Raw genomic sequence first — 20,707 nt, 5'->3', positions numbered from 1 at the left:
GGGCGGGGCCGACCGGCGTCGCGGCCCCCGGGCCGGACCGTCCGTGCCGGGGACCGGCCGTCACTCGCTCGCGATCGCGTTCAGGACGTTCATCCGGCCCGCCCGGAACGCCGGGACGAGCGCCGCGAAGAGCCCCACGAAGGCCGAGCCCACGAAGACCGTGAGGATCGTCGGCCAGGGGATGTCCAGGACGCCGAGGCCCTCCAGGGCCAGGAGCTTCTGGGCGGAGGTGCCCCAGCCCATGCCCAGGCCGAGGCCGAGGAGCGCTCCGAACAGGGCGATGACCACGGACTCCAGGCGGATCATGCGGCGCAGTTGGCGGCGGGAGAGCCCGATCGCCCGGAGCAGGCCGATCTCCCGGGTCCGTTCGACCACCGACAGGGCCAGCGTGTTCACGACGCCGAGGACGGCGACGACGATCGCGAGGGCGAGGAGCCCGTACACGATGTTGAGCAACTGGCCGACCTGGTTGCGCAGTTCCGTCTTGTAGTCGGCCTGGTTGCTCACCGCGTACTGCGGGTACGGCGCGAGCGCGTCCTTGAGGGCCTGGTAGGCCTGGTCCTCCTGGCCGTCCACGGCACCGGCGAGGACGAGCACGCTGTGCGGCATCCGTTCGGCGGGGAGGTAGCGGGCGACGGTGGTGACGTTCGCGTACATCGCCCCCTTGTCGATGTCGCCGGTGTCCGCGGTGATCGCCGCGACCGTGAGCTCCGCCGCCTCGCCGCCCTTGAAGGCGACGGTCAGGACGTCGCCGACCTTCACGTCGTGCTCGGCCGCGTAGTCGCTGCCGACGGACACGGCGTCCTCGCCGTAGGCGTCGCTGAGGGTGCCGGCGGTGGTCTCGCGGCGCAGGTCCTTCACGTACGTCGGGTCGGTGGCGACCAGTTCGACCGTGGCGTCCTTGCCGTGCGGGTCGGTGACCTCGACTTCGAGGTCCTTGTACTCGGTGACGTGGTCCAGGCCGGGGGCCTTCTCCATCGCCGCCTGGGCCTGCGGCACGATCGGCTGCCCGGTGCGCGACCGGACGATGAAGTCGGCGCCGACGGAACGGTCCAGTTCCTCGGTGGCCGAGGCGACCATGGAGGAGCCCACCACGGAGAGGCAGGCGACGAGCGCCAGGCCGATCATCAGGGCGGCGGCGGTGGCACCGGTGCGGCGCGGGTTGCGCAGCGCGTTCCGCTCGGCCATCCGGCCGACGGGGCCGAAGATCCGCAGGACGACGACGCCGAGGGCCCGCACGACCCCGCCGGCGAGGAACGGTCCGATGACGATGAGCCCGAGGAGGGAGAGGACGACGCCGGCGCCGAGCCAGAGGGAACCGGGCTTGGCCTCCGTGGCGCGGGCCGCCACGATCAGGGCCGCCGCTCCGGCGCCGGTGAGGGCGAGCCCCACCCCGAGCCGTCCCCGACCGGTGCTGCCGTCCGCGGAGGTGCCCGCGTCGCGGAGGGCGGCCATGGGGGAGATCCTGGCGGCGCGGCGGGCCGGGACGTAGGCGGCGAGGACGGTCACGACGATGCCGAGGGCGAGGCCGACGGCCGGGGTCGTCCAGGCCACGGTGAGGTCACGGGTGGAGAGTTCCATGCCCACCGCGGACATGAGCTTCATCAGTCCGACGGCGAGGCCGACCCCGGCGGCGACACCGGTGACGGAGCCGACGAGGCCGAGGAGGAACGCCTCGATGAGGACGGAGCGGTTCACCTGTTCGCGGCTCGATCCGATGGCCCGCAGGAGGCCGATCTCCCGGGTGCGCTGGGCGACCAGCATGGAGAAGGTGTTGACGATGAGGAAGATGCCGACGAGGAAGGCGATTCCGGCGAAGCCGAGCATCGCGTACTTCATGACGTTGAGGAAGCCGGCGACCTCCTCGCGACCGGCGTCGGCGGCCTCCTCGGCCGTCTGCAGCTTGTAGCCGTCGCCGAGGGCCGCGGCGACGTTCGCCTTCAGGGCCTCGTCGGTGACGCCGGGCTGCGCATCGACCGAGATCTGGGTGAACAAGCCTTCTTCGCCGAGGAGTTCGCGCTGTGCGGTGGCGGTGTCGAAGTAGACGACGGTGGCGCCGGGGTTGGTGACCTTGAAGTCGACGATGCCGGAGATCTTCGCGGTGAAGTCACCGGTGACGGCGATGGTCCGCAGCGTGTCGCCGAGCTCCAGGCCGTGCTTCTCGGCGGTGGAGGCGTCGACGACGACGTCGGTGGGGCCGCGCGGCTCGTGGCCGGAGACCAGCTCCACCGAACGCAGCTCGTTCGGAGTCCAGTTGACGGCGACGGTCGGAGCGCCACCGGTCGGTCCGACGTTCTCGTTCTGCGCGTTGACGACGGTGACGCCCGTCGATGCGACCGAGCCCTGTGCCTCCTTGACGCCCTCGGCGCCCTTGACCCGTTCCAGTACGGAGGCCGCGAAGGCCTCGGGGCGCCCGGTGGCCGGGGTGCCGCCGGAGGGGTCGCCCCCCTTCGGGCTGACGGTGACGTCGGAGGCGGTGGACGCGAAGAGCTTGTCGAAGGTCGTGTTCATCGTGTCGGTGAAGACGAGCGTCCCACTGACGAAGGCGACCGAGAGCAGGACCGCGACGGCCGAGAGCGCCATCCGCCCCTTGTGCGCGAGGAAGTTGCGCAGCGAGGTCTTGAGGACGGTCATGACGCCCGCCCGGAGGCGTCGACCTCGGAAGCCGGTGCGCCGCCGGTGGAGAAGCGGCGCATGCGGTCGAGCACGGCGTCGGCCGTGGGCCGCTCCATCTCGTCGACGATCCGCCCGTCGGCGAGGAAGATCACGCGGTCCGCATAGGAAGCGGCGACGGGGTCGTGGGTGACCATGACGATCGTCTGGCCCAACTCGTCCACGGAGGTGCGGAGGAAGCCGAGCACCTCCGCACCGGCCCTGGAGTCGAGGTTTCCGGTCGGCTCGTCCCCGAAGATGATCTCGGGCCGGGCGGCGAGCGCACGGGCCACGGCCACCCGCTGTTGCTGACCGCCGGAGAGCTGGTTCGGCCGGTGCTTGAGGCGGTCGGAGAGGCCGACGGTGTCGATGACCCGGCGGAGCCACTCGGGGTCGGGCTTGCGGCCCGCGATGTCCATCGGCAGCGTGATGTTCTCGAAGGCGTTCAGGGTGGGCAGCAGGTTGAACGCCTGGAAGATGAAGCCGATCCGGTCCCGGCGCAGCCGGGTGAGCTTCTTGTCCTTGAGGCCGGTGATCTCGGTGTCGTCGAGGAAGATCTGCCCGCCGGTGACGGCGTCGAGCCCGGCGAGGCAGTGCATCAGGGTCGACTTGCCGGAGCCCGAGGGCCCCATGATCGCGGTGAACCGGCCGCGGGCGATGTCCACGTCGACGGAGTCCAGCGCGAGGACACGGGTCTCCCCCGTGCCGTACGCCTTGACGACGCCGCGGGCCCGTGCGGCGACGGCCGTACGCCCCCCGGTCGCCCGGCCGTCACCCCTCGCCGAGGCGCCGTGCGCCGCGCTTCCCTCTTCGCCCCCGTGCCGAGGGGTGGTCACAGCCGATGTCACGGTTCTCTCCTTGCGGCGCTGGGTGGTCGGTACGTTCACGGTATGAAGCGGACATGGCACTTCTCCTCCTCCGCCGGTACGAACGGCCCCTGGATCACATGGGGGAGACGCCCTTAGGGGTTCCTCCGCCCCCGGACCGAGTGAGACCCTGACCGCACACATTTAGGTGTACGAAGAAAGGAACGGTGCGCGGTGACCGATCCGTTGACGACCGGGGCCGCGGCCGACCGGGAAGCCGCTCCCACCGCCGATCGCCGCGGCCCCGTCGTCGCCGCGCTCATGCTCGCCATGGGGCTCGCCGCCCTCGACGGCACCGTCGTCTCCACCGCCGTTCCCCAGATCGTCGGCGACCTCGGTGGACTCTCCGTCTTCTCCTGGCTGTTCTCCGGCTACCTGCTCGCCGTGACCGTCGCCCTGCCCGTGTACGGGAAGCTCAGCGACACCTTCGGCCGCAAGCCGGTCCTCATCGCCGGAACCGCCCTCTTCCTCCTCGGCTCGCTGCTCTGCGCCACGGCGTGGAGCATGGCGTCCCTCATCGCCTTCCGCATCGTCCAGGGGCTCGGCGGCGGCGCCCTCCAGGGCACCGTCCAGACCCTCGCCGCCGACCTCTACCCCCTGAAGGAACGCCCCAAGATCCAGGCCCGGCTCTCCTCCGTCTGGGCCGCCTCCTCCGTCGCGGGCCCGGCCGTCGGCGGTCTGCTCGCCGGCTACGCCGACTGGCGCTGGATCTTCCTCATCAATCTGCCCGTGGGGCTGCTCGCCCTCTGGCTGATCGGCCGCCACCTGGTCGAACCGGCCCGCGCGACCCCCCGCGCACGCGTCCGCGTCGACTGGGCCGGCGCCCTCGGCGTCTTCGCCACCGGAGCCCTGCTGATCACCGCACTCGTCCAGGCGGGCGTCGCCTGGCCCTGGCTCTCCGCCCCGTCCCTCGGCCTCTTCGGGGGCGCCGCCGTCCTCGCCGCGCTCACCGTCCTCGTCGAACGGCGCGCGGCCGAACCGATCATCCCCGGTTGGGTCTGGCGCCGCCGCACGATCGCCGCGGTCAACCTCTCGCTCGGCGCCCTCGGCCTGCTCATGGTCGCCCCGACCGCCTTCCTGCCGACCTACGCCCAGTCCGTGCTGGGGCTCGGCCCGATCGCCGCCGGCTTCGTCCTCTCCTCCTGGACGGTGAGCTGGCCCATCAGCGCGGCGTTCGCCAACCGGGTCTACGGGCGCATCGGCTTCCGCCTCACCGCGGTCCTCGGCATCTCGCTCGCGCTGCTCCTGCTGCTCGCGTTCCCGCTGCTGCCGTTCCCCGGCGAGGCCTGGCAGCCCACCCTGCTGATGCTGCTCCTCGGGGCGGCCCTCGGCCTCTTCCAACTGCCCCTGGTGGTGGGCGTGCAGTCGACGGTGCCGTACGAGGAGCGCGGCACCACCACCGCCTCCGTCCTCTTCTGCCGCCAGGTCGGCCAGAGCATCGGCGCCGCACTCTTCGGCGCCGTCGCCAACGGCGTCCTCGCCGCCCGCCTCGGCCCCGACACGGACCTCGACGCACTGGCCCGCTCCCTGAACACGACCGACCGGATCCGCCGGGCGGTCGACGCGGCGGTGGACTGGGTCTACCTGGGGGCGGCCGGCGCGGCGGCCCTCGCCCTCCTGGTCCTGCTCACGCTGGCCCCGCGCCGCTTCCCGGTCCTGAAGGAGGCGGCGGGGGGCGACGACTGACCGCTACGGGGCGACTGCGCCGGCCGCCACCGAACCGGTCGCTCCGGCAAGGGGTCCGACAGGTCCGCGGAAGCCGGTCAACCGGTCGACGGGCCGACCGGTCGACCGCACAGCAACAGGGCGATCCCGCACAGGCCGGTCACAAACCCACTGACCATCGCCCAAGCCCACCAACCGAAGCCCAACGTCGCGACGAGGACGATCATCGATGCCGTGAGGCCGACGGCCACCGCACGCTGCGGACCACTGCCGCCGTCCCACTCACGGCGCAGCACGCCGGAGCGCCGCCAGACCCTCCAGAAGAAGATCCCGAAGACGGCCACCTGCGCCGCGACGAACAACGGGGGAAGCCGAGGCAACATGGGCACCCCCGCCTCACCGTGCCAGAGTCCCACGAGTCCGTGGACCAGGACGACGGGACCGATCAGGGCGAACACCCCGGCCATCACGCGCAAGAAGCCGACGCTCACCAACCGCGCACTGGCGCTGCCGGACGGCCTGAAGGCGCGGGAAAAGTCGTGGAAGCGGTGGGCGGCTCCTCGGACATCAGTCACCACGATCCAGCCCAAGGCCGTCATGTAAACCCCCCAAGCCACTGCGAACACCGTGCCCCTCCCTTCGCCGTGCATCCGCCCCGATCGGCGAAGACCTCGTATCGCGCCCCACGGTATTCCCGCGCCATCGGCTTCCTGCACGCCCGTTCCCGGCAGGTTGTGTGGGCACTGGTTGCCGGACTCCACCGGGCGCCGACGGGTTCCGCACTGCGGTCGGATGCTTCCCCGGCAGGATTTCGGCGGGCTTCGCTGCGGCAGACGGGCCGAACGTCCGCCGCAGCTGAGACTCGCACAAGGCGGGGCATCCCGCTGCTCTCGCTCGGGCCCCAGTCCGCACCGTCCGGCCATGTGCCCGCAATCCGGGTGCTCGTACAACTGTGAGCCACTGTCGCGGGTCTGACCTCATATGCGGAACCAGACCCGGAGCCAGACCCGGAGCCAGCGAAGAGCCCTCCTCGCTGCGGTCCTGTGCGTCGCCCTGCTCACAACCGGAGGGTGTACGCAGGCCCCGTCCCGGACCGGTGGCGCCGGCGAGCCGCTCCCCGGCGCCTCCTGGGGCGAGATTCCGGACCCACCCGGGGGCATGCTCCTGGGAGAGCGCTGGACCATCGAGGGGCTGAGGGTCGACGGACGCGAGATCGCGGCGCCGCAGAACGGTGCCGCCTGGCTGGAGTTCGGCCCCGACGGCATCATCTGGGCCAGCGACGGCTGCCACCCGTCGGCGCGTCCGGCCGTGGTGTCGCAGGACCACCTCACCGTGGAGCCGGCCAAGCACCCGTTCGCGCCTAGCCGCCGGAGCACTTCTCCAGGTCGGGGGTGCGATGCGGAAGAGGAGGAGTTCCGGGGCCGGCTCCAGGAGTCCTTCACGGGAAAGCTCGCGCTCCGCTACGACAACGAGGTCATGGGCCTCAAGAACGAGCAGGGCAACCAGATCTTCATCCGGATGAGCCGGGTCCGGAGCATGTTCGGCAGGCGCTACCTGCTGGACCACATCGCGAACTACAACGGCGAGTGGTACTCGGACTGGCCGGCCTCCGAAGCGCCCTGGTTGCGGTTCCGCCCCGACGGCACGATCGAGGGCGGAACCGGCTGTCGCAAACTCTCCGGCCGCGCGGTGTTCGAGGGCAGCCGGGTCGCCATCGGCCCCCTGGCCGTCACCGCCGGCGACTCGTGCACGACGAGCATCCCGGCCCAGATCCAAAGCTTCCTCGACAAGTTCCCCAACACCTTCACCTGGACCTGCTTGCGCAATAACGGCCGCCTGGACCTCAGCCCGGACGCCGACATGCGGTACGGAGAGGACTACGAACTCGGTTTCCGCACGGTGAAGGGCTAGTACCAATGCCGTGCAGTCAGGGCTCTGGGGGCAGGGGCACCGGCACGCCGCGCTCGAAGGGGGCCGACCAGCCGCCCGGGCCCGCCACCGTTGCGCCGCCGACTCCGACGAGGTAGTGAAACCCGTTCCAGACGCCGGTCCCGGTCCGGGTGGCGAACGTGCCGTCGCCCTTGCCGCGGGCGGCGAGGTCCCCTGAGGGAGCTCCCGCGGAGGGCGGCTGAGAGGAGGGGGGCCGCCGCTCCGTCGTCGTACGGAGGCCAGGGGCCCGCGACACCACCGCGCATGCGGCCGGGCACCGGGGCACGGGGGCTACGCAGCGTCCCCGGAGCCGTCCCGGTCCGCCGCGTCGCCATGCCCCGCCGAACCGGCCGAACCTGCCTGGTTCCCGCCCCGTTCGGGCCCGGGCTCTGCCACGCGCCCCGTCAACGCGCCGAGGGAGCTGCGGATGTGGTCCATGTGGGAGTGGATCTCGTCCCGCGCCTCGCCGTGCTCCCGCAGCACCCGTTCCGTCTCGCGCTCGATCCGCTCCCCCTTCACCCGCGCCCCGGCGAGGACCTCCTCCGCGCGGGCCTCCGCGTCCTGCTGGCCGTGCCGGGCCTGCTCCTCGGTCTTCGCCAGGGCCTTCTGCGCCTCCGCGAGCCGGGCCTCGGCCGCCTCGAACAGTTCCTGGTGGCGGGCGTCCAGGGCCGCCGCCGCGGTCTCGGCCGTGCGCTCGGCCTCCTCCCGCACCGCCTTCTGCTCCGCGCGCTGCTCCGCCCGCAGTTCCTCCGCGCGCCGCTCGGTCCGCTCGAAGGCCTCCCGGGCCGCGGCCCGGGCCCCCTCCGCGTCCTGCCGCGCGATCGTGGACATCGTCTCGGCCCGTTCCCCGGCCGCTTCCAGGGTCGCGCGGGCCTCCGCCTCGGCCGTCGCCCGGACCTGCTCCGCGTGGGCCCGCGCCGACTCCGCGGCCTCCCGGGCCGCCGTGCCCGCCTCCTCCGCGAGGGCCTGCGCCTCGGCCTCGGCCGCCCGGACGAGCTTCTCGTCCTCCCGCTCGGCGAGTTCCAGGATCTTCTGCGCGGCCTCGCCCAAGGACTCGTACCGTTGCGGTGCGAGGGAGGCGACCCGCTCGCGCAGCGACGCCGCCTCGGCCTCCTTCTCCTTCGCGAGGGCCGTGAGCCGAGCCACCCGCTCCCAGGCGGCGTCCCGTTCCTCCGAGAGGGCGGCGAGATGACGGTCGACCTGCTCGGGGCGGTACCCGCGCCCCCGCCCGCCTGTGAAGACCATCTCCGCCGCCCTTTCCGTCATACGGTCCGACCCGTACAGGATGCGGCATCGGAACGGACAAAAGGCGCCCTACGTGCGAACACGTCGAGCGCCTTTCATCACATTCGATCCATCTACGGCCATGCGGTCACACGGCGATCTCCTGGCGACCTACAACAGGCCGTCCCACATCTGCTCCAGCAGCACCGACCACCAGTTCTCCGGAGAGGACAGCGCGGCCGGATCCAACATCGCCAGCTGCGCCTGGAAGTCGACCGTCCAGCGGCCCGCCTGCTCCGGGTTCAGCCCGAAGCGCAGCCGCCACATCCGACCGAGCAGCGCCATCGACCGCGTGAACTCCGGCAGCCCCGTGTTCACGAACTGCGGCGGCACCGACTGCCCGCCCGGGCCGGCCTCCACCGGCACCGCCACGATGTGCGCCGTCCCGTACTGGACGCAGATCGCCCGCCCGAAGTCCGAACCGAGCACCAGGTACGAGCTGGCGTCCGGCGCCGCCGGAACCTGCCGCTGCCCCGCCAACTCGGCCAAGGTCGGGACCACCGGCACCGCCGGCTGGGCCCAGAAGAACGGCCCGAAGTCCGCCGGGAGCCCCGCCCACACCAGGGTGCGCGCCACGATGTCCGGCACGCCCTGGCGGGACACCGCCCGCTGGTCGAACCGGAGGATCCCCGGGCCGAAGGCGCCGGCGAGTTCCTGTGCGACCCCCTCCGGCGGGATCGGCGGCGCCGGCTGCACCTGCGGCAGCGGCGCCCGTACCGGGGCCGGACGTGCCGGACCGTCCGCTACCTGATGCAACTCGCCCTGATGCGTGAGGAGTTGCCTCATGCCCTGCTGTCGCCCCGCATGGTCACGGCCGTACGGGGCGATGCTGGTGATCCGGGCCTGCGGCCAGGTCTCCCGGATCATCCGCGCGCAGTAACCGCCCGGCAGCTCACAGGACTCCAGCTCCGTGTGCAGTTCCAGCACCTGCTGGGGCGGCACGTTCATCGCCCTCAGCTCGTGCAGGATCTGCCACTCCGGGTGCGGGGTGCCCGGCGCCGAACGCCGGATGATCTGCGCCTCCGAGCCGTCGGGCGCCCGGTAGCGCAGCACCGCCTGGTAGCCGGGGCCGACCATCGGCTGTCCCGACGACTGCGGATAGCCGTACGCCCCGGGAACCGGACCGGGGGCCGGGGGAGGCGTGTGCCCGCCGGACAAGGGCGGTGCCGGAGCCGGCGGGGGCGGCGGGGTCCCCGGACCGGGGTGCGCCAGCATCGTCGCCGCGTGCGCGACACCGCCCGGAGGCGTGCCGGGTGCGCCCGGCGGCGGGGGCGGCGTGCCGGGTGCGCCCGGCGGCGGGGGCGGCGTGCCGAGGCCGCCCTGGTTCGGGTGCGCCAGCACCGTCGCCGCGTGGTGCACCGGCTGGGGCGGCGTCACCGGCCCCGGCGGGGGCGGCGGGCCCGGCCGGGCGGGCGGCCGGGGTCCCTCGGGCCCGGACTGCGGCACCACCTGGGTGGGGACGTGCGCTCCCGCCCCCGACGACGCGCCGGGCACCCCCGGGGCGCCCGGCGGGGGCGGGGGCGTGGGCGTGGGGCCGCGCCCGGCCTTCGGCGACAGGGCCGCCTTGCTGGTCGCGGCGTCCGCGATGTCCCGCGCGCCCGGCGTCGAGGGCACGGGCGGCGGAGGGGGCGGTGCGCCCGCCCCCGTTTGGCCGGGCGACGGCTGGGGGGACGGAGCGGCACCCGGTGCCGGCGCGGCCGGATCGAGCCGGGGAGCGACCGCGGTCGGAGGCAGTGCGCTGCCCCCCTTCATCAGGGCGGTCGGCGCGTCGGCGCCCACCACCGGCGCCGGGGTGTCCTCGTCGTCCGTTCCCGACAGCGGCGGGGCGAAGACGGTTTCGGGCAGCGGCACCGCACCGTTCGCGCCGCCGGAACTCGCGTTGGCATCCGCCCACGGGCTGTCGGAAGCGGGCGCAGGAGGCGCGGCGGCCGGAGGAGCGGGCGACACGGGCGCCGCCGGAGGCGCAGTCGGAGCGGGTGCGGACGCCGGGACGCCGTCCATCGCCGTCGGTTCGTGCTCGGGCCCGTCCGCCCCGGCGGGCGGCTCGGCGGAGCCGTCCCGCTCGGCGGCCGGCCGCGGGACGGTGACCGCCCCGGGGACCGGGCCGGTCGCCCCGTCCGGGGGCGCGTCCACGGTCGAGGACGCCAGCGAAGCAGAGGAGGCCACCGAGGCCGAGGGTCCCGCCTCCCCCGCGACGGTCGCGTCCGAGGAGTCGTCCGCGGGCGGCAGCGTGCTCGCGCTCTCCTGCGAGGCGTGCGACTCCTCCCTCGGCAGCCCGATCTTGTCCGCCGCGTCCTGCAGCCACTCCGGGGGGCTCAGCAGGAACGAGGTCTGGTTCAGGTCGATCCGGGCCGCCGGCACGGCCGCCTGCGCCGGAATCCCGTCCGTCGCGCCGTACTCCTCCTCGTACCGCCGGATCACCTCGCCCACCGGCAGCCCGGGCCAGAGGGTGGCCTCACCGCTGTCCCGCGCGATCACCAGTCGCTGGCGTCCGCCGTCCGAGGTCGGACCGCCCTCGCGGTCCTCCGCCCACACCACGAACCCCAGCTCGAACTCCCGCACCCGCACCTCGCGGTGCTGGTACGACGGCAGGTCGCCGTTGATCCATTCCTCGGCGCGCTCCTGCGCCTGTGCGAACGTCACCACAGCCAGCTCACTCCCCCACCGGGACCACGGGCACGGCACGCGCGAAGCCGCCGTCCACCATCAGGTTCGCCACCGTCTCCAACTCCGGCGGATTGCCCGCGAGTCGCTGGAGGAACACGTCGAAGTCGGCGCCGCAGGGCCGGAGCAGTCGCTCCACCCGCTCGTGCACCGTCCAACCGGCCGCCGCCTCACCGGAGTCCCTGGCGTCGTCGTACGCGCAGAACCACACCGATCCGACCGCCGCGCCCTTCACCTTCAGCGCGACCAGACCGCCCTGGACGAACGCGACGCCCAGGTAGTCCTTCGTCAGGTGGTCCCGGAGGCACTTGTTGACGTAGACCAGGTCGTTGACGCCCGCCTCTTCCCGCACCGTGAAGAACGGCTGGTCGACCAGGAGCCCGAGCTCCGCATCGAGCGCCGCCCCCACCGGGGCGCAGCCGCCCGCCGCCTTCAGGAAGGAGCGGTACGCCCCCGGCAGCCGGTAGCCGAGGTCCTCCTCGACCCCCTGGAGCTGGAGCTCCGACACCGAGACCGCGCCCTTCGGCAGTCCGAAGTGCGCCGGCCGGGTCTCCTGCAGCGGGCGCGTGCCCTGCTTCGCCTGGTCCACGGCGGCCGTCGCCACCCCGCCGTGGTGGCGCAGCAGGGCCTTCACCTCGACCGGGACCAGCTCCATCCGTCGCGAACGCGCGACGTGGTGCCAGGTCCAACCGTGCGGGGTCGCCACCGACGGGATCGTGTCCCACAGCTCGTGTCCGGTCGCCGCCATCGCGGCGTTCGCCGACACGTAGTCCGTCAGACGCAGCTCGTCGACGCCGAAGCCCGCCGGCGGATCGGCGATCTCCGCCGCCGCGCGCGCATACGGCGAGAAGTCCGGGTAGCCGTGCTCGTCCACCCGCACCCCCCGGGGGTGACGGGCCGCCCGGACCGGGTCCGGGAAGTGCACGACCTGCCCGGCGTAGGCCGCGTTCGGTGGCGCGGTGTCCTGCCCGAGCCGACCTGTCGTCATGGCGGTTGCCCCCTGCTGGCGTCGCTGACTGCTCCTACCGGCTGCTTCCGCGCAGCCCGGCTGGGCACAGCCTATGCGCTGCCACAAGGGGCCGGATCGGGCCCGATGCAGCACTCACCGAGCGTGACCGTCTGTCACGAACCCATGACGACTGCACCATGATTCCGACACACCGGAGCGCGGTTTCGGCGCCCCAGCTTCCCCATATGGCTCCCTATTTGGCAGGCTGTCCACGCAACTCGGGGGATTGCAGGAGGGGAAGACCAGCACCATGCACGCAACCACGACGCCCACACAGGGTGACCCACGCCTCAATTGGAGCAGCAGCGCCGAGACCACTCATGCGCCTCTGCTGCGTCACCGCCGCGACGGAATCCTTCCCACTGTCGGAGCCGCCCTCTCCGTCCGCGGCGAGACCCTCACGTGCACCGCGGGCCGCGGCGACCGGCCCCCCGTGCTGCACGCACTCGTCCAGGACTTCCTGGACACCCTGACCAGCAGTCAGCGGGAGCGCTTCACCGGGCGGTGTCCCGAGGCGATCCTGCTCTCCCGGCACCTCGCCGCCGCCGAGGGCGGGCGCTCCAAGCGCGCCCAGCGCAAACCACTCACCCACGGGGAAGCCCGTCGCTCCCTCAAGCACGCCAAGCTCACCGCCCGGCGCATCCGGGAGGACGGCGACCCGCTCCACGGCAGCTACGTGGCACCCTGCCGGTCCTGTACGGCGATGCTCGCCCACTTCGGTGTCCGCACCGTCGACCCCACCACGCCTGTCGAGAACGGCTGACCGCACCTCCATGCCCGACCACCTCAGCACCACCCGTTTCCCGGTGAACGTCGACGCGGCCCTCCGCGAGGCCGGCTGGCAACCCGGCCGCTGGGACATCAAGCTCGCCGAAGAGTGGGCCGACGCCCTGCGCGCCCACATCTCCCCCGCCGGCCACCAGCACAGCGTCTTCCCCGCCGCCGTGGAGGCCTGGGCCGAGTTCGGCGGGCTGCGGATCGCCGCGCCCGGCCACGGCCGACAGATAGCGCCCGCCGCCGTCCGCTTCGACCCGCTCGCCGGGCTCCACCTCTCCCGGACCCTCGCCGACCTCGGCCGCGCCCTGGACACCGAGCTCGCACCGCTGGGCGAGGAGGGGGAGCATCAGGCCGTCCTCGCCATGGACGTGGAGGGCCGGGTCTACAGCCTCGACCACGCGGGCGACTGGTACCTCGGCAAGGACATCGACGCGGCGCTGTCGACCCTGGTCACGGGCGCCCAGCCGATCCGCCTCACGACCGGTTAGGGCCGGGACGGCAACGGGACCGACCGCACCGCGGGTACGGTGCTCGCCCGCCGGCAGGACCGCGGGCAGGCGTCACGGGGAACCGCGGGCGTCACGGGGCACGGTGCTCGCCCGCCGGCAGGACACGGGCGGGCCTCACGGAGCGCGGTGCTCGCCCGCCGGCAGGACCGCCGACACCTTGAAGCCCCCCGCTTCGGTCGGACCGGACACGAAGGCGCCCCCGAGCCGGACCACCCGCTCCCGCATCCCGACCAGTCCGTTCCCGCCGCTCGGCAGCCCCACGTCGGCCACCGCGGCGTCCGAGGGGCCGTTCTCCACCTGCATCGCGACCTCGGCGTCCCGGTGCGCCAGACGCACCACGACCTCCGCGCCCGCCGCGTGCTTGTGGACGTTCGTCAGCGCCTCCTGCACCACCCGGTACGCCGTGCGCTCCACATCGGGGCCGTAGCTGCGCGACTCTCCGATCACCACGAGCTCCACGGCCGCTCCGGCGAGCCGCGACTGCTCGCACAGGCCCTCCAGCGCGTCCAAGCACGGGCCGTCGTCGGCGGCGGCCTCCGCGGCGGCCGCGGCGGCCCGCCCCACGGCGGCCAGGGGCACCGCGGCGGGCGCCACCGGAGCGGTCCCCTCCCGGAGCACCCCCAACATCTCGCGCAGCTCGGTCAGGGCCTGGCGACCCATGTCGCCGACGAGCGCCGCGTTCTTCACCGCCTTCTGCGGGTCCTTCAACGCCACCGCCTGCAGCGCCGCCGCGTGCACCACCATCAGCGACACCCGGTGCGCGACCACGTCGTGCATCTCGCGCGCGATCCGCGTCCGCTCCTCCTGGCGGGCCCACTGCGCGCGCTGTTCGGCCCGGTCGGCGAGGAGCGACAGCTCCTGTTCCAGCGAGTCCGCGCGCTCGCGCAGGCTCTCCATGAGGCGGCGCCGGGCACCGATGTAGAGGCCGAAGAGCACGGGCGGCGCGTTCAGTCCGAGCGTGACGAAGAGCGCGATGCTCGGCACGTACCAACCGCTCGGATCGATGTCCGGCGGGCCGCCGTCGACCTGGGCGACGTCCTGCCGCATCCGCACGAACGTCACGACGAAGACGGCGAGCGTGGACATCCCGGCGAGCACGGCCGTGATCCGCCGGGGCACCTCGGAGGCGGCGAGCGAGTACAGCCCGACGATCCCCATGAGGAAACCCATCTCGGCGGGTGCCACGGCGATCGACACGAGCACGACGACGATGGGCCAGCGCCGCCGCACGAGCAGCACGGACCCGACGAGCAGCCCGAACACCACCCCGACGGGCGCGGGCATCGCGCCCTTCTCGGCGAAGCCGACCCCCTCGCCCGCGCACTCCAGTGCGGACACCAGGGCGAGCGCCACGTCGAGGACGGCGCTCCGTCGTCTCCCCCACCACCACCAGCGTGCGACGCCCTCGGCGCCCCGGTCTGCCCCCGTTGTGGTCATGCCCACCACCCTACGGGCGGCGCCCGTCGACGACGCACGCCCTCGAAGAAGCCCCCGGGGGCCCGGAGGGGGCGCCCCCGGGAGCGGCCGAGCGGTCCGCACCGGCGGGAGCGGCCGGGAGGTCGGTGCCGCTCCACGGATCGTCGGACGACTAATCGGGATCTTGTCCCGGACGAAGACCCGTCTCCGGTATGGTCTGAGGCGCTGTCCCCCGTGGTGTAACTGGCAGCACACTGGTTTTTGGTACCAGCAGGACAAGGTTCGAATCCTTGCGGGGGAGCCACGGCGCACCACGCTTCCGTTCGGGTCCTGACCACGCAGGTCAGGACCCGCACTCATGTCCGCCTTCCTGCCCCCCGGTATCCTTCGTGGGTCCACCACCCAAAGCCGAAGGGCATTCCCGTGAGCGCCATCCGCCCCCAAGATCTCGGCTCCGCTCGAACAGGGGGGACCCCCTTGGCAGCCGTCGTCGTCCTCGCAGCGGGTGAGGGCACCCGCATGAAGTCGAAGACCCCCAAGGTCCTGCACCAGATCGCCGGACGGTCGCTCGTCGGGCACGTCGTGTCCGCCGCTCAGGAGCTGACGCCCGAGCACCTCGTCGTGGTCGTCGGGCACGCCCGGGAGCAGGTGCGGGGCCACCTGGAGGAGCACTACGCCGGGACCCGGACCGCCGTCCAGGAAGAGCAGAACGGGACCGGGCACGCGGTGCGGATCGCCCTGGCCGAGTTGGGGCAGGCACCCGACGGGACCGTGGTGGTCGTGTGCGGGGACACTCCGCTGCTGTCCGGGGAGACGCTGCGGGCGCTGGCCGACACGCACGCCGCCGACGGGAACGCCGTGACCGTGCTGACCGCCGAGGTGCCGGACTCCACCGGATACGGCCGGATCGTGCGCGACGCGTCCGGTGCCGTGACCGCGATCGTCGAGCACAAGGACGCCTCCGCGGCGCAGCTCGCGATCCGTGAGATCAACTCCGGTGTGTTCGCCTTCGACGGCAAGCTGCTCGCCTCGGCGATCAACCAGCTCCGGACGGACAACAGCCAGGGCGAGGAGTACCTCACCGACGTCCTCTCGATCCTGCGCGAGGCCGGCCACCGGGTGGGCGCCTCCGTCGCCGGTGACCACCGCGAGATCCTCGGCATCAACAACCGGGTGCAGCTGGCCGAGGCCCGGGCCCTGATGAACCAGCGGCTGCTGGAGCGGGCCATGATGGCCGGCGTGACGGTCGTGGACCCCGCCTCCGTCATCCTGGACGTCACCGTGACCTTCGAGCCGGACGCGGTGGTCCACCCGGGTACGCAGCTGCTCGGCGCCACCCACATCGGGGAGGACGCCGAGGTCGGCCCGAACACGCGCCTGCAGGACACCACGGTCGGCAAGGGCGCCCGGGTGGACAACGCGGTGGCCGTCTCCGCGGTGATCGGCGAGAACGCCTCCGTGGGGCCGTACGCGTACCTGCGGCCGGGGACGAACCTCGGCAAGAAGGCCAAGGCCGGTACGTACGTGGAGATGAAGAACGCGACGATCGGCGAGGGCACCAAGGTCCCCCACCTGTCGTACGTGGGCGACGCGACCATCGGCGAGTACACGAACATCGGCGCGGCGAGCGTCTTCGTGAACTACGACGGCGAGGCGAAGCACCACACCACGATCGGGTCCCACTGCAAGACGGGCTCGGACAACATGTTTGTGGCTCCCGTCACCATCGGGGACGGCGCCTACACCGCCGCCGGGTCCGTGATCACGAAGGACGTCCCGGCCGGCGCACTGGCCGTGGCCCGGGGCCAGCAGCGGAATATCGAGGGTTGGGTGGCCCGGAAGCGGCCCGGAAGCGCTGCCGCGCAGGCCGCCGCGGTCACCCCGGAGGGATCCGCCGGCGAAAGCTGACCGGAAACAGGTACGTCGAACTCGGCGTACCGTGATACGTGCACACAAATTCGGCTGGTTCGCACACGCGCACGGGAGCGCGGGATCGCGGCCAGAGAACACGTCTGAGGAGACAGTGCTGTGACCGGGATCAAGACGACCGGCGAGAAGAAGCTGATGCTCTTCTCCGGCCGCGCCCACCCCGAGCTGGCCGAGGAGGTCGCACACCAGTTGGGAGTCGGTCTCGTTCCCACCAAGGTGTTCGACTTCGCCAACGGTGAGATCTACGTCCGCTTCCAGGAGTCGGCGCGCGGCGCGGACTGCTTCCTGATCCAGAGCCACACGGCCCCGATCAACAAGTGGATCATGGAACAGTTGATCATGATCGATGCTCTGAAGCGGGCTTCGGCCCGGAGCATCACCGTGATCATCCCGTCGTACGGCTACGCCCGTCAGGACAAGAAGCACCGCGGTCGCGAGCCGATCTCGGCGCGCCTGGTGGCGGACCTGCTGAAGACCTCGGGCGCGGACCGCATCCTGACCGTGGACCTGCACACCGACCAGATCCAGGGCTTCTTCGACGGCCCGGTGGACCACCTGTCGGCGCTGCCGGTGCTGGCCGACTACGTGGGCGGCAAGGTCGACCGCGAGAAGCTGACGGTCGTGTCCCCGGACGCGGGCCGGGTGCGGGTCGCCGACCGCTGGTGCGACCGCCTGGACGCCCCGCTGGCGATCGTGCACAAGCGCCGCGACAAGGACGTCGCCAACCAGGTCACCGTGCACGAGGTCGTCGGTGACGTGAAGGGCCGCGTCTGCGTCCTCGTCGACGACATGGTCGACACCGGCGGCACGATCTGCGCCGCCGCCGACGCCCTGTTCGCGCACGGCGCCGAGGACGTCATCGTGACCGCCACGCACGGCATCCTGTCGGGCCCGGCCGCGGACCGCCTGAAGAACTCCAAGGTCAGCGAGTTCGTCTTCACGGACACGCTGCCGGTTCCCAGCGCACTGGACCTGGACAAGATCACGGTGCTCTCGATCGCGCCGACGATCGCCCGCGCGGTGCGCGAGGTCTTCGAGGACGGTTCGGTGACGAGCCTCTTCGAGGAGCACTGAGTCTTGCGCCACTGAGCCTCGGCCCGCCGGAACGGGGGCTGCTTCCCTCGATCGGGGGAAGCAGCCCCCGTTTCCTTTCCGGAGGGGCCGGGGCACTGATCCATTTGGGCGGGTCGGGGGTGGCGGGTAGACTGCCGTAGTTGCTCGGCGAGGGAGGCCGTACCCGGTGAGGGTCACGGCGGTCCGTTATCGACGCGCTCTTCGTAGCAGGCCATCGCCAGTCGTGGCCGGGTGACCACCTTCTTTCGTCACCTTCTACGAGGAGTGCAACATGTCCGAGGTCAAGCTCGCCGCTTCCGTCCGCTCGGAGTTCGGCAAGGGTGCCGCCCGCTCGATCCGCCGCGAGGCCAAGGTTCCCGCCGTCCTCTACGGCCACGGCTCGGACCCGATCCACCTGGCCCTCCCGGCCCACGAGCTCGGCCTGGCGCTCCGCACGCCGAACGTCCTGCTCTCCCTCGACATCGACGGCACCACCGAGCTGGCGATCCCGAAGGCCGTCCAGCGCGACGCCATCAAGAACTTCCTGGTCCACGTCGACCTGCTCCTCGTCAAGCGCGGCGAGAAGGTCACCGTCGAGGTCCCGGTCCAGGCCGAGGGCGACCTGGCCGCCGGCGGCAACCTGCTGGAGCACGTGCTCGGCACCCTCTCCGTCGAGGCCGAGGCCACCCACCTCCCCGAGGCCGTCACCGTCTCCGTCGAGGGCCTGGAGGCCGGCGCCTCCGTCCTGGCGAAGGACATCACCCTCCCGGCCGGCGTGACCCTGGCCACCGACGCCGACGCCGTCGTGCTGCAGGTCCTGGCCGCGCAGGCCGAGGAGCCGGCCGCCGAGGGCGAGGCCACCGAGGGCGCCGAGGCCTGAGCCGTAGGCTCTGCCTGACGTGACGGGGTGACGGGCCGTGCGGCCCGTCACCCCGTTTCCCTTGTACGGACCCTTCCCTTGTACGGATACGAGGAGATCTGACGGACATGACGGACGACGCCAACGCCCCCTGGCTGATCGTCGGCCTCGGCAACCCGGGGCCCGAGTACGCGGCCAACCGCCACAACATCGGCTTCATGGTCGTGGACCTGCTCGCGGACCGGATCCGTGGCTCGTTCAAGCGGGCCCAGAAGGCACAGGCCCAGGTCGTGGAGGGCCGGATGGGGCCTCCCGGGCCCGAGAACCGGCGGGTGATCCTCGCGAAGCCGATGTCGTACATGAACCTGTCGGGCGGCCCGGTGACGGCGCTGCGCGACTTCTACAAGGTGCCGACGGCGCACGTCGTGGCGGTCCACGACGAACTGGACGTCGACTACGGGGTGCTGCGGCTGAAGCTGGGCGGCGGCGACAACGGGCACAACGGCCTGAAGTCGATGACGAAGGCGATGGGTCCGGACTACCACCGGGTGCGGTGCGGGATCGGACGGCCGCCGGGTCGGATGCAGGTCGCGGACTTCGTCCTGAAGGACTTCTCGTCGACCGAGCGCAAGGACCTGGAGTGGTTCGTGGACCGGGCCGCCGACTCCGTGGAGTGCCTGGTGGCGGAGGGCCTGGAGCGGGCCCAGTCGGCGTACAACTCCTAGGCCCTCCGGCAACGGGAACGTACGACTGTACGATCGCGGGTCATGACGCACGTCCGTAACGCAGCCATGGCCCTGGTCGCCCTGCTCCTCCTCGTCGCGGGCGCCTGGACCTCGTGGAACTCGGCCCAGCACGTCCTGCTCGCCAAGGGCCGCGAGCACGGCACGCTGACGGTGACCGACTGCACCGACGAGACCTGCAGCGGCCGGTTCGCCCCGGAGGACCCGAGCTCGAACCGCCGCACCCTGACGATCGCGCACTCGGTCGCGGCGCAGAAGGGCACGACGATCCCGGTGGTGGTGAAGCCGGGCACCGACGAGGGCGTGCGGACGGGATGGGGCGGCGGACTCCACGCCTGGCTCCCGCTGGGCGGGGCGCTGCTCCTCGCGGCCCCGCTCGTCGGCGGCGGCCTGCGGCTGCCGCGCACCGCGTGGTCGCTCGCGGGGGTCGGCGGGGCGCTGCTCCTGGCGGCGTTCTTCGCGCTCTGAGCGACCGGGCCCCGAGCCGTCCGCCGCTGCCCGGACGCCAGCCCCCCGACGTCCGGGGCAATCGTTACGGACCTCCCCCTTAAGTCCGGCTCAAGGGGACGGATACGCTGCCCCAGCCACCTCCCACAGCATCCTCATCCCACAGATGGACGACTGCACATGCGACGCTCCCTCCTCCCCGCAGCCGCTCTTGTCGCGGCCATGGCGGGCTCCTTCGCCCTTGCGCCGATGGCCTCCGCTTCCGAGGGCATAGACGCCAACCACCCGACGCTGCGTCAGGAACTTCCGCTGACGGCTGCGGAATTCCCGAACGAGGGCGGCGAGACGTGCCCGGGAATCGCGTCCGACAAGGACGGCTGGCACTTCGTGCTGCCCGGCCGCAAGGCGGACTTCGTCGAGCTGAAGGTCACCTTCGAGCCCGGCGGCACGCAGGTCATCACGGACTTCAGCGGCTTCGGCAACCCCGAGGGCAAACACGCGTACGTGGCCTCCGAGGTGGGCGCCGAGCTGCAGAAGGTCGAAGCCACGATCACCGGGGGCCCGCTGCCGGGCAAGGACAACAAGTTCCCGCTCTCCCACACCTGCCCGGGCGAAACCGGCGGCACCACGGGCGAGACCAGCACGGGCGGCACCATCGGCGAGACCACCACCGGCGGCACGACGGGTGAGACCACGACCGGCGGCACCACCGGCGAGACGACCACCGGCGGCACCACCACGGGTGAGACCACCACCGGCGGCACCACCACCGGCGAGACGACCACCGGCGGCACCACCACGGGTGAGACCACCACCGGCGGCACCACCACCGGCGAGACCACCACGACCGGCGGCACCACCACGGGTGAGACCACCACCGGCGGCACCACCGGTGGGACCACGAC

The 20,707-nt window shown here is 72.5% G+C and carries 17 protein-coding genes and 1 tRNA gene; 11 read left to right on the top strand and 7 right to left on the bottom strand.

The window, feature by feature from the left end; genetic code table 11:
- Positions 1-60 precede the first annotated feature (60 nt).
- Positions 61-2,634 (bottom strand): ABC transporter permease, encoded by a 2,574-nt coding sequence (locus ACFW2Y_RS24935; RefSeq protein WP_384883303.1) that lies wholly within the window; start codon positions 2,632-2,634, stop codon positions 61-63.
- Complete coding sequence (locus ACFW2Y_RS24930) at positions 2,631-3,500, bottom strand: ABC transporter ATP-binding protein (RefSeq protein ID WP_384883300.1); 870 nt, start codon at positions 3,498-3,500, stop codon at positions 2,631-2,633. The genes ACFW2Y_RS24935 and ACFW2Y_RS24930 overlap by 4 nt, the downstream gene beginning before the upstream one ends.
- Before the next feature lie 192 nt (positions 3,501-3,692).
- On the opposite strand from ACFW2Y_RS24930, the gene ACFW2Y_RS24925 reads away from it, so the two are divergent.
- Positions 3,693-5,204 carry an MFS transporter gene (locus ACFW2Y_RS24925; protein ID WP_384883298.1) on the top strand — a complete coding sequence of 504 codons (1,512 nt, stop codon included), beginning with the start codon at positions 3,693-3,695 and terminating at the stop codon, positions 5,202-5,204.
- A gap of 77 nt (positions 5,205-5,281) precedes the next feature.
- Here the strand turns inward: ACFW2Y_RS24925 and ACFW2Y_RS24920 are convergent, their stop codons facing one another.
- Positions 5,282-5,782, bottom strand: coding sequence for a hypothetical protein (locus tag ACFW2Y_RS24920; RefSeq protein ID WP_384883296.1), 501 nt, complete (start codon positions 5,780-5,782; stop codon positions 5,282-5,284).
- A gap of 559 nt (positions 5,783-6,341) precedes the next feature.
- Here ACFW2Y_RS24920 and ACFW2Y_RS24915 point away from each other — a divergent pair.
- The gene (locus tag ACFW2Y_RS24915; RefSeq protein WP_384883293.1) at positions 6,342-7,094 is read left to right on the top strand and encodes an META domain-containing protein; all 753 of its coding nucleotides are present in this window, start codon (positions 6,342-6,344) and stop codon (positions 7,092-7,094) included.
- 309 nt (positions 7,095-7,403) lie between these two features.
- On the opposite strand, the gene ACFW2Y_RS24910 is transcribed toward ACFW2Y_RS24915, so the two are convergent.
- From ACFW2Y_RS24910 to ACFW2Y_RS24900, 3 genes are all read right to left on the bottom strand, one after another.
- On the bottom strand, positions 7,404-8,357 hold the full coding sequence (locus ACFW2Y_RS24910) for a cellulose-binding protein (protein ID WP_384883290.1): 954 nt from the start codon (positions 8,355-8,357) through the stop codon (positions 7,404-7,406).
- A 150-nt stretch (positions 8,358-8,507) separates the two neighbouring features.
- On the bottom strand, positions 8,508-11,042 hold the full coding sequence (locus ACFW2Y_RS24905) for an SUKH-4 family immunity protein (protein ID WP_384883288.1): 2,535 nt from the start codon (positions 11,040-11,042) through the stop codon (positions 8,508-8,510).
- A gap of 7 nt (positions 11,043-11,049) precedes the next feature.
- On the bottom strand, positions 11,050-12,048 hold the full coding sequence (locus ACFW2Y_RS24900) for an SMI1/KNR4 family protein (protein ID WP_384883285.1): 999 nt from the start codon (positions 12,046-12,048) through the stop codon (positions 11,050-11,052).
- Positions 12,049-12,319: 271 nt separating this feature from the next.
- Here ACFW2Y_RS24900 and ACFW2Y_RS24895 point away from each other — a divergent pair, with 271 nt between their 5' ends.
- Both ACFW2Y_RS24895 and ACFW2Y_RS24890 read left to right on the top strand, forming a co-directional pair.
- Positions 12,320-12,832 carry a YwqJ-related putative deaminase gene (locus ACFW2Y_RS24895; protein WP_384883282.1) on the top strand — a complete coding sequence of 171 codons (513 nt, stop codon included), beginning with the start codon at positions 12,320-12,322 and terminating at the stop codon, positions 12,830-12,832.
- A 10-nt stretch (positions 12,833-12,842) separates the two neighbouring features.
- Complete coding sequence (locus ACFW2Y_RS24890) at positions 12,843-13,334, top strand: SUKH-3 domain-containing protein (protein WP_384883280.1); 492 nt, start codon at positions 12,843-12,845, stop codon at positions 13,332-13,334.
- Between the two features lie 135 nt (positions 13,335-13,469).
- Here ACFW2Y_RS24890 and ACFW2Y_RS24885 read toward each other — a convergent pair whose 3' ends face one another.
- Positions 13,470-14,792, bottom strand: coding sequence for a sensor histidine kinase (locus ACFW2Y_RS24885; RefSeq protein ID WP_384883277.1), 1,323 nt, complete (start codon positions 14,790-14,792; stop codon positions 13,470-13,472).
- A gap of 207 nt (positions 14,793-14,999) precedes the next feature.
- Between ACFW2Y_RS24885 and ACFW2Y_RS24880 the strand changes: the two genes are divergently transcribed.
- The 7 genes from ACFW2Y_RS24880 to ACFW2Y_RS24850 form a co-directional block, all read left to right on the top strand.
- Positions 15,000-15,075, top strand: a tRNA-Gln gene (locus ACFW2Y_RS24880).
- 173 nt (positions 15,076-15,248) lie between these two features.
- Positions 15,249-16,679, top strand: a complete 1,431-nt coding sequence (gene glmU / locus ACFW2Y_RS24875) for a bifunctional UDP-N-acetylglucosamine diphosphorylase/glucosamine-1-phosphate N-acetyltransferase GlmU (RefSeq protein WP_384883275.1) — start codon at positions 15,249-15,251, stop codon at positions 16,677-16,679.
- Between the two features lie 120 nt (positions 16,680-16,799).
- Positions 16,800-17,774 (top strand): ribose-phosphate diphosphokinase, encoded by a 975-nt coding sequence (locus ACFW2Y_RS24870; protein WP_384883272.1) that lies wholly within the window; start codon positions 16,800-16,802, stop codon positions 17,772-17,774.
- 271 nt (positions 17,775-18,045) lie between these two features.
- On the top strand, positions 18,046-18,633 hold the full coding sequence (locus tag ACFW2Y_RS24865) for a 50S ribosomal protein L25/general stress protein Ctc (protein ID WP_384883270.1): 588 nt from the start codon (positions 18,046-18,048) through the stop codon (positions 18,631-18,633).
- 107 nt (positions 18,634-18,740) lie between these two features.
- Positions 18,741-19,337, top strand: coding sequence for an aminoacyl-tRNA hydrolase (gene pth, locus ACFW2Y_RS24860; RefSeq protein WP_384883267.1), 597 nt, complete (start codon positions 18,741-18,743; stop codon positions 19,335-19,337).
- Between the two features lie 42 nt (positions 19,338-19,379).
- Positions 19,380-19,823 (top strand): hypothetical protein, encoded by a 444-nt coding sequence (locus tag ACFW2Y_RS24855; RefSeq protein ID WP_384883264.1) that lies wholly within the window; start codon positions 19,380-19,382, stop codon positions 19,821-19,823.
- Positions 19,824-19,982: 159 nt separating this feature from the next.
- Positions 19,983-20,707: LPXTG cell wall anchor domain-containing protein (locus ACFW2Y_RS24850; RefSeq protein WP_384883261.1), on the top strand; the 725-nt coding region annotated here is incomplete at its 3' end.

The organism is Streptomyces sp. NPDC058877 (genome assembly GCF_042742855.1).
GTDB lineage: Bacteria > Actinomycetota > Actinomycetes > Streptomycetales > Streptomycetaceae > Streptomyces.
The sequence above is the reverse complement of the archived record's forward strand: the minus strand, read 5'-3'. Positions and strand labels throughout refer to the sequence as shown.

Excerpts from the sequence above, each read along its gene's own strand:
- ACFW2Y_RS24885 (WP_384883277.1), bottom strand. The coding sequence starts at position 14,792 with ATGACCACAACGGGGGCAGACCGGGGCGCCGAGGGCGTCGCACGCTGG.
- ACFW2Y_RS24915 (WP_384883293.1), top strand. The coding sequence starts at position 6,342 with ATGCTCCTGGGAGAGCGCTGGACCATCGAGGGGCTGAGGGTCGACGGA.
- ACFW2Y_RS24895 (WP_384883282.1), top strand. The coding sequence starts at position 12,320 with ATGCACGCAACCACGACGCCCACACAGGGTGACCCACGCCTCAATTGG.
- ACFW2Y_RS24865 (WP_384883270.1), top strand. The coding sequence starts at position 18,046 with ATGTCCGAGGTCAAGCTCGCCGCTTCCGTCCGCTCGGAGTTCGGCAAG.
- ACFW2Y_RS24910 (WP_384883290.1), bottom strand. The coding sequence starts at position 8,357 with ATGGTCTTCACAGGCGGGCGGGGGCGCGGGTACCGCCCCGAGCAGGTC.
- ACFW2Y_RS24935 (WP_384883303.1), bottom strand. The coding sequence starts at position 2,634 with ATGACCGTCCTCAAGACCTCGCTGCGCAACTTCCTCGCGCACAAGGGG.
- pth (WP_384883267.1), top strand. The coding sequence starts at position 18,741 with ATGACGGACGACGCCAACGCCCCCTGGCTGATCGTCGGCCTCGGCAAC.
- ACFW2Y_RS24900 (WP_384883285.1), bottom strand. The coding sequence starts at position 12,048 with ATGACGACAGGTCGGCTCGGGCAGGACACCGCGCCACCGAACGCGGCC.
- ACFW2Y_RS24890 (WP_384883280.1), top strand. The coding sequence starts at position 12,843 with ATGCCCGACCACCTCAGCACCACCCGTTTCCCGGTGAACGTCGACGCG.
- ACFW2Y_RS24855 (WP_384883264.1), top strand. The coding sequence starts at position 19,380 with ATGACGCACGTCCGTAACGCAGCCATGGCCCTGGTCGCCCTGCTCCTC.
- ACFW2Y_RS24920 (WP_384883296.1), bottom strand. The coding sequence starts at position 5,782 with ATGACGGCCTTGGGCTGGATCGTGGTGACTGATGTCCGAGGAGCCGCC.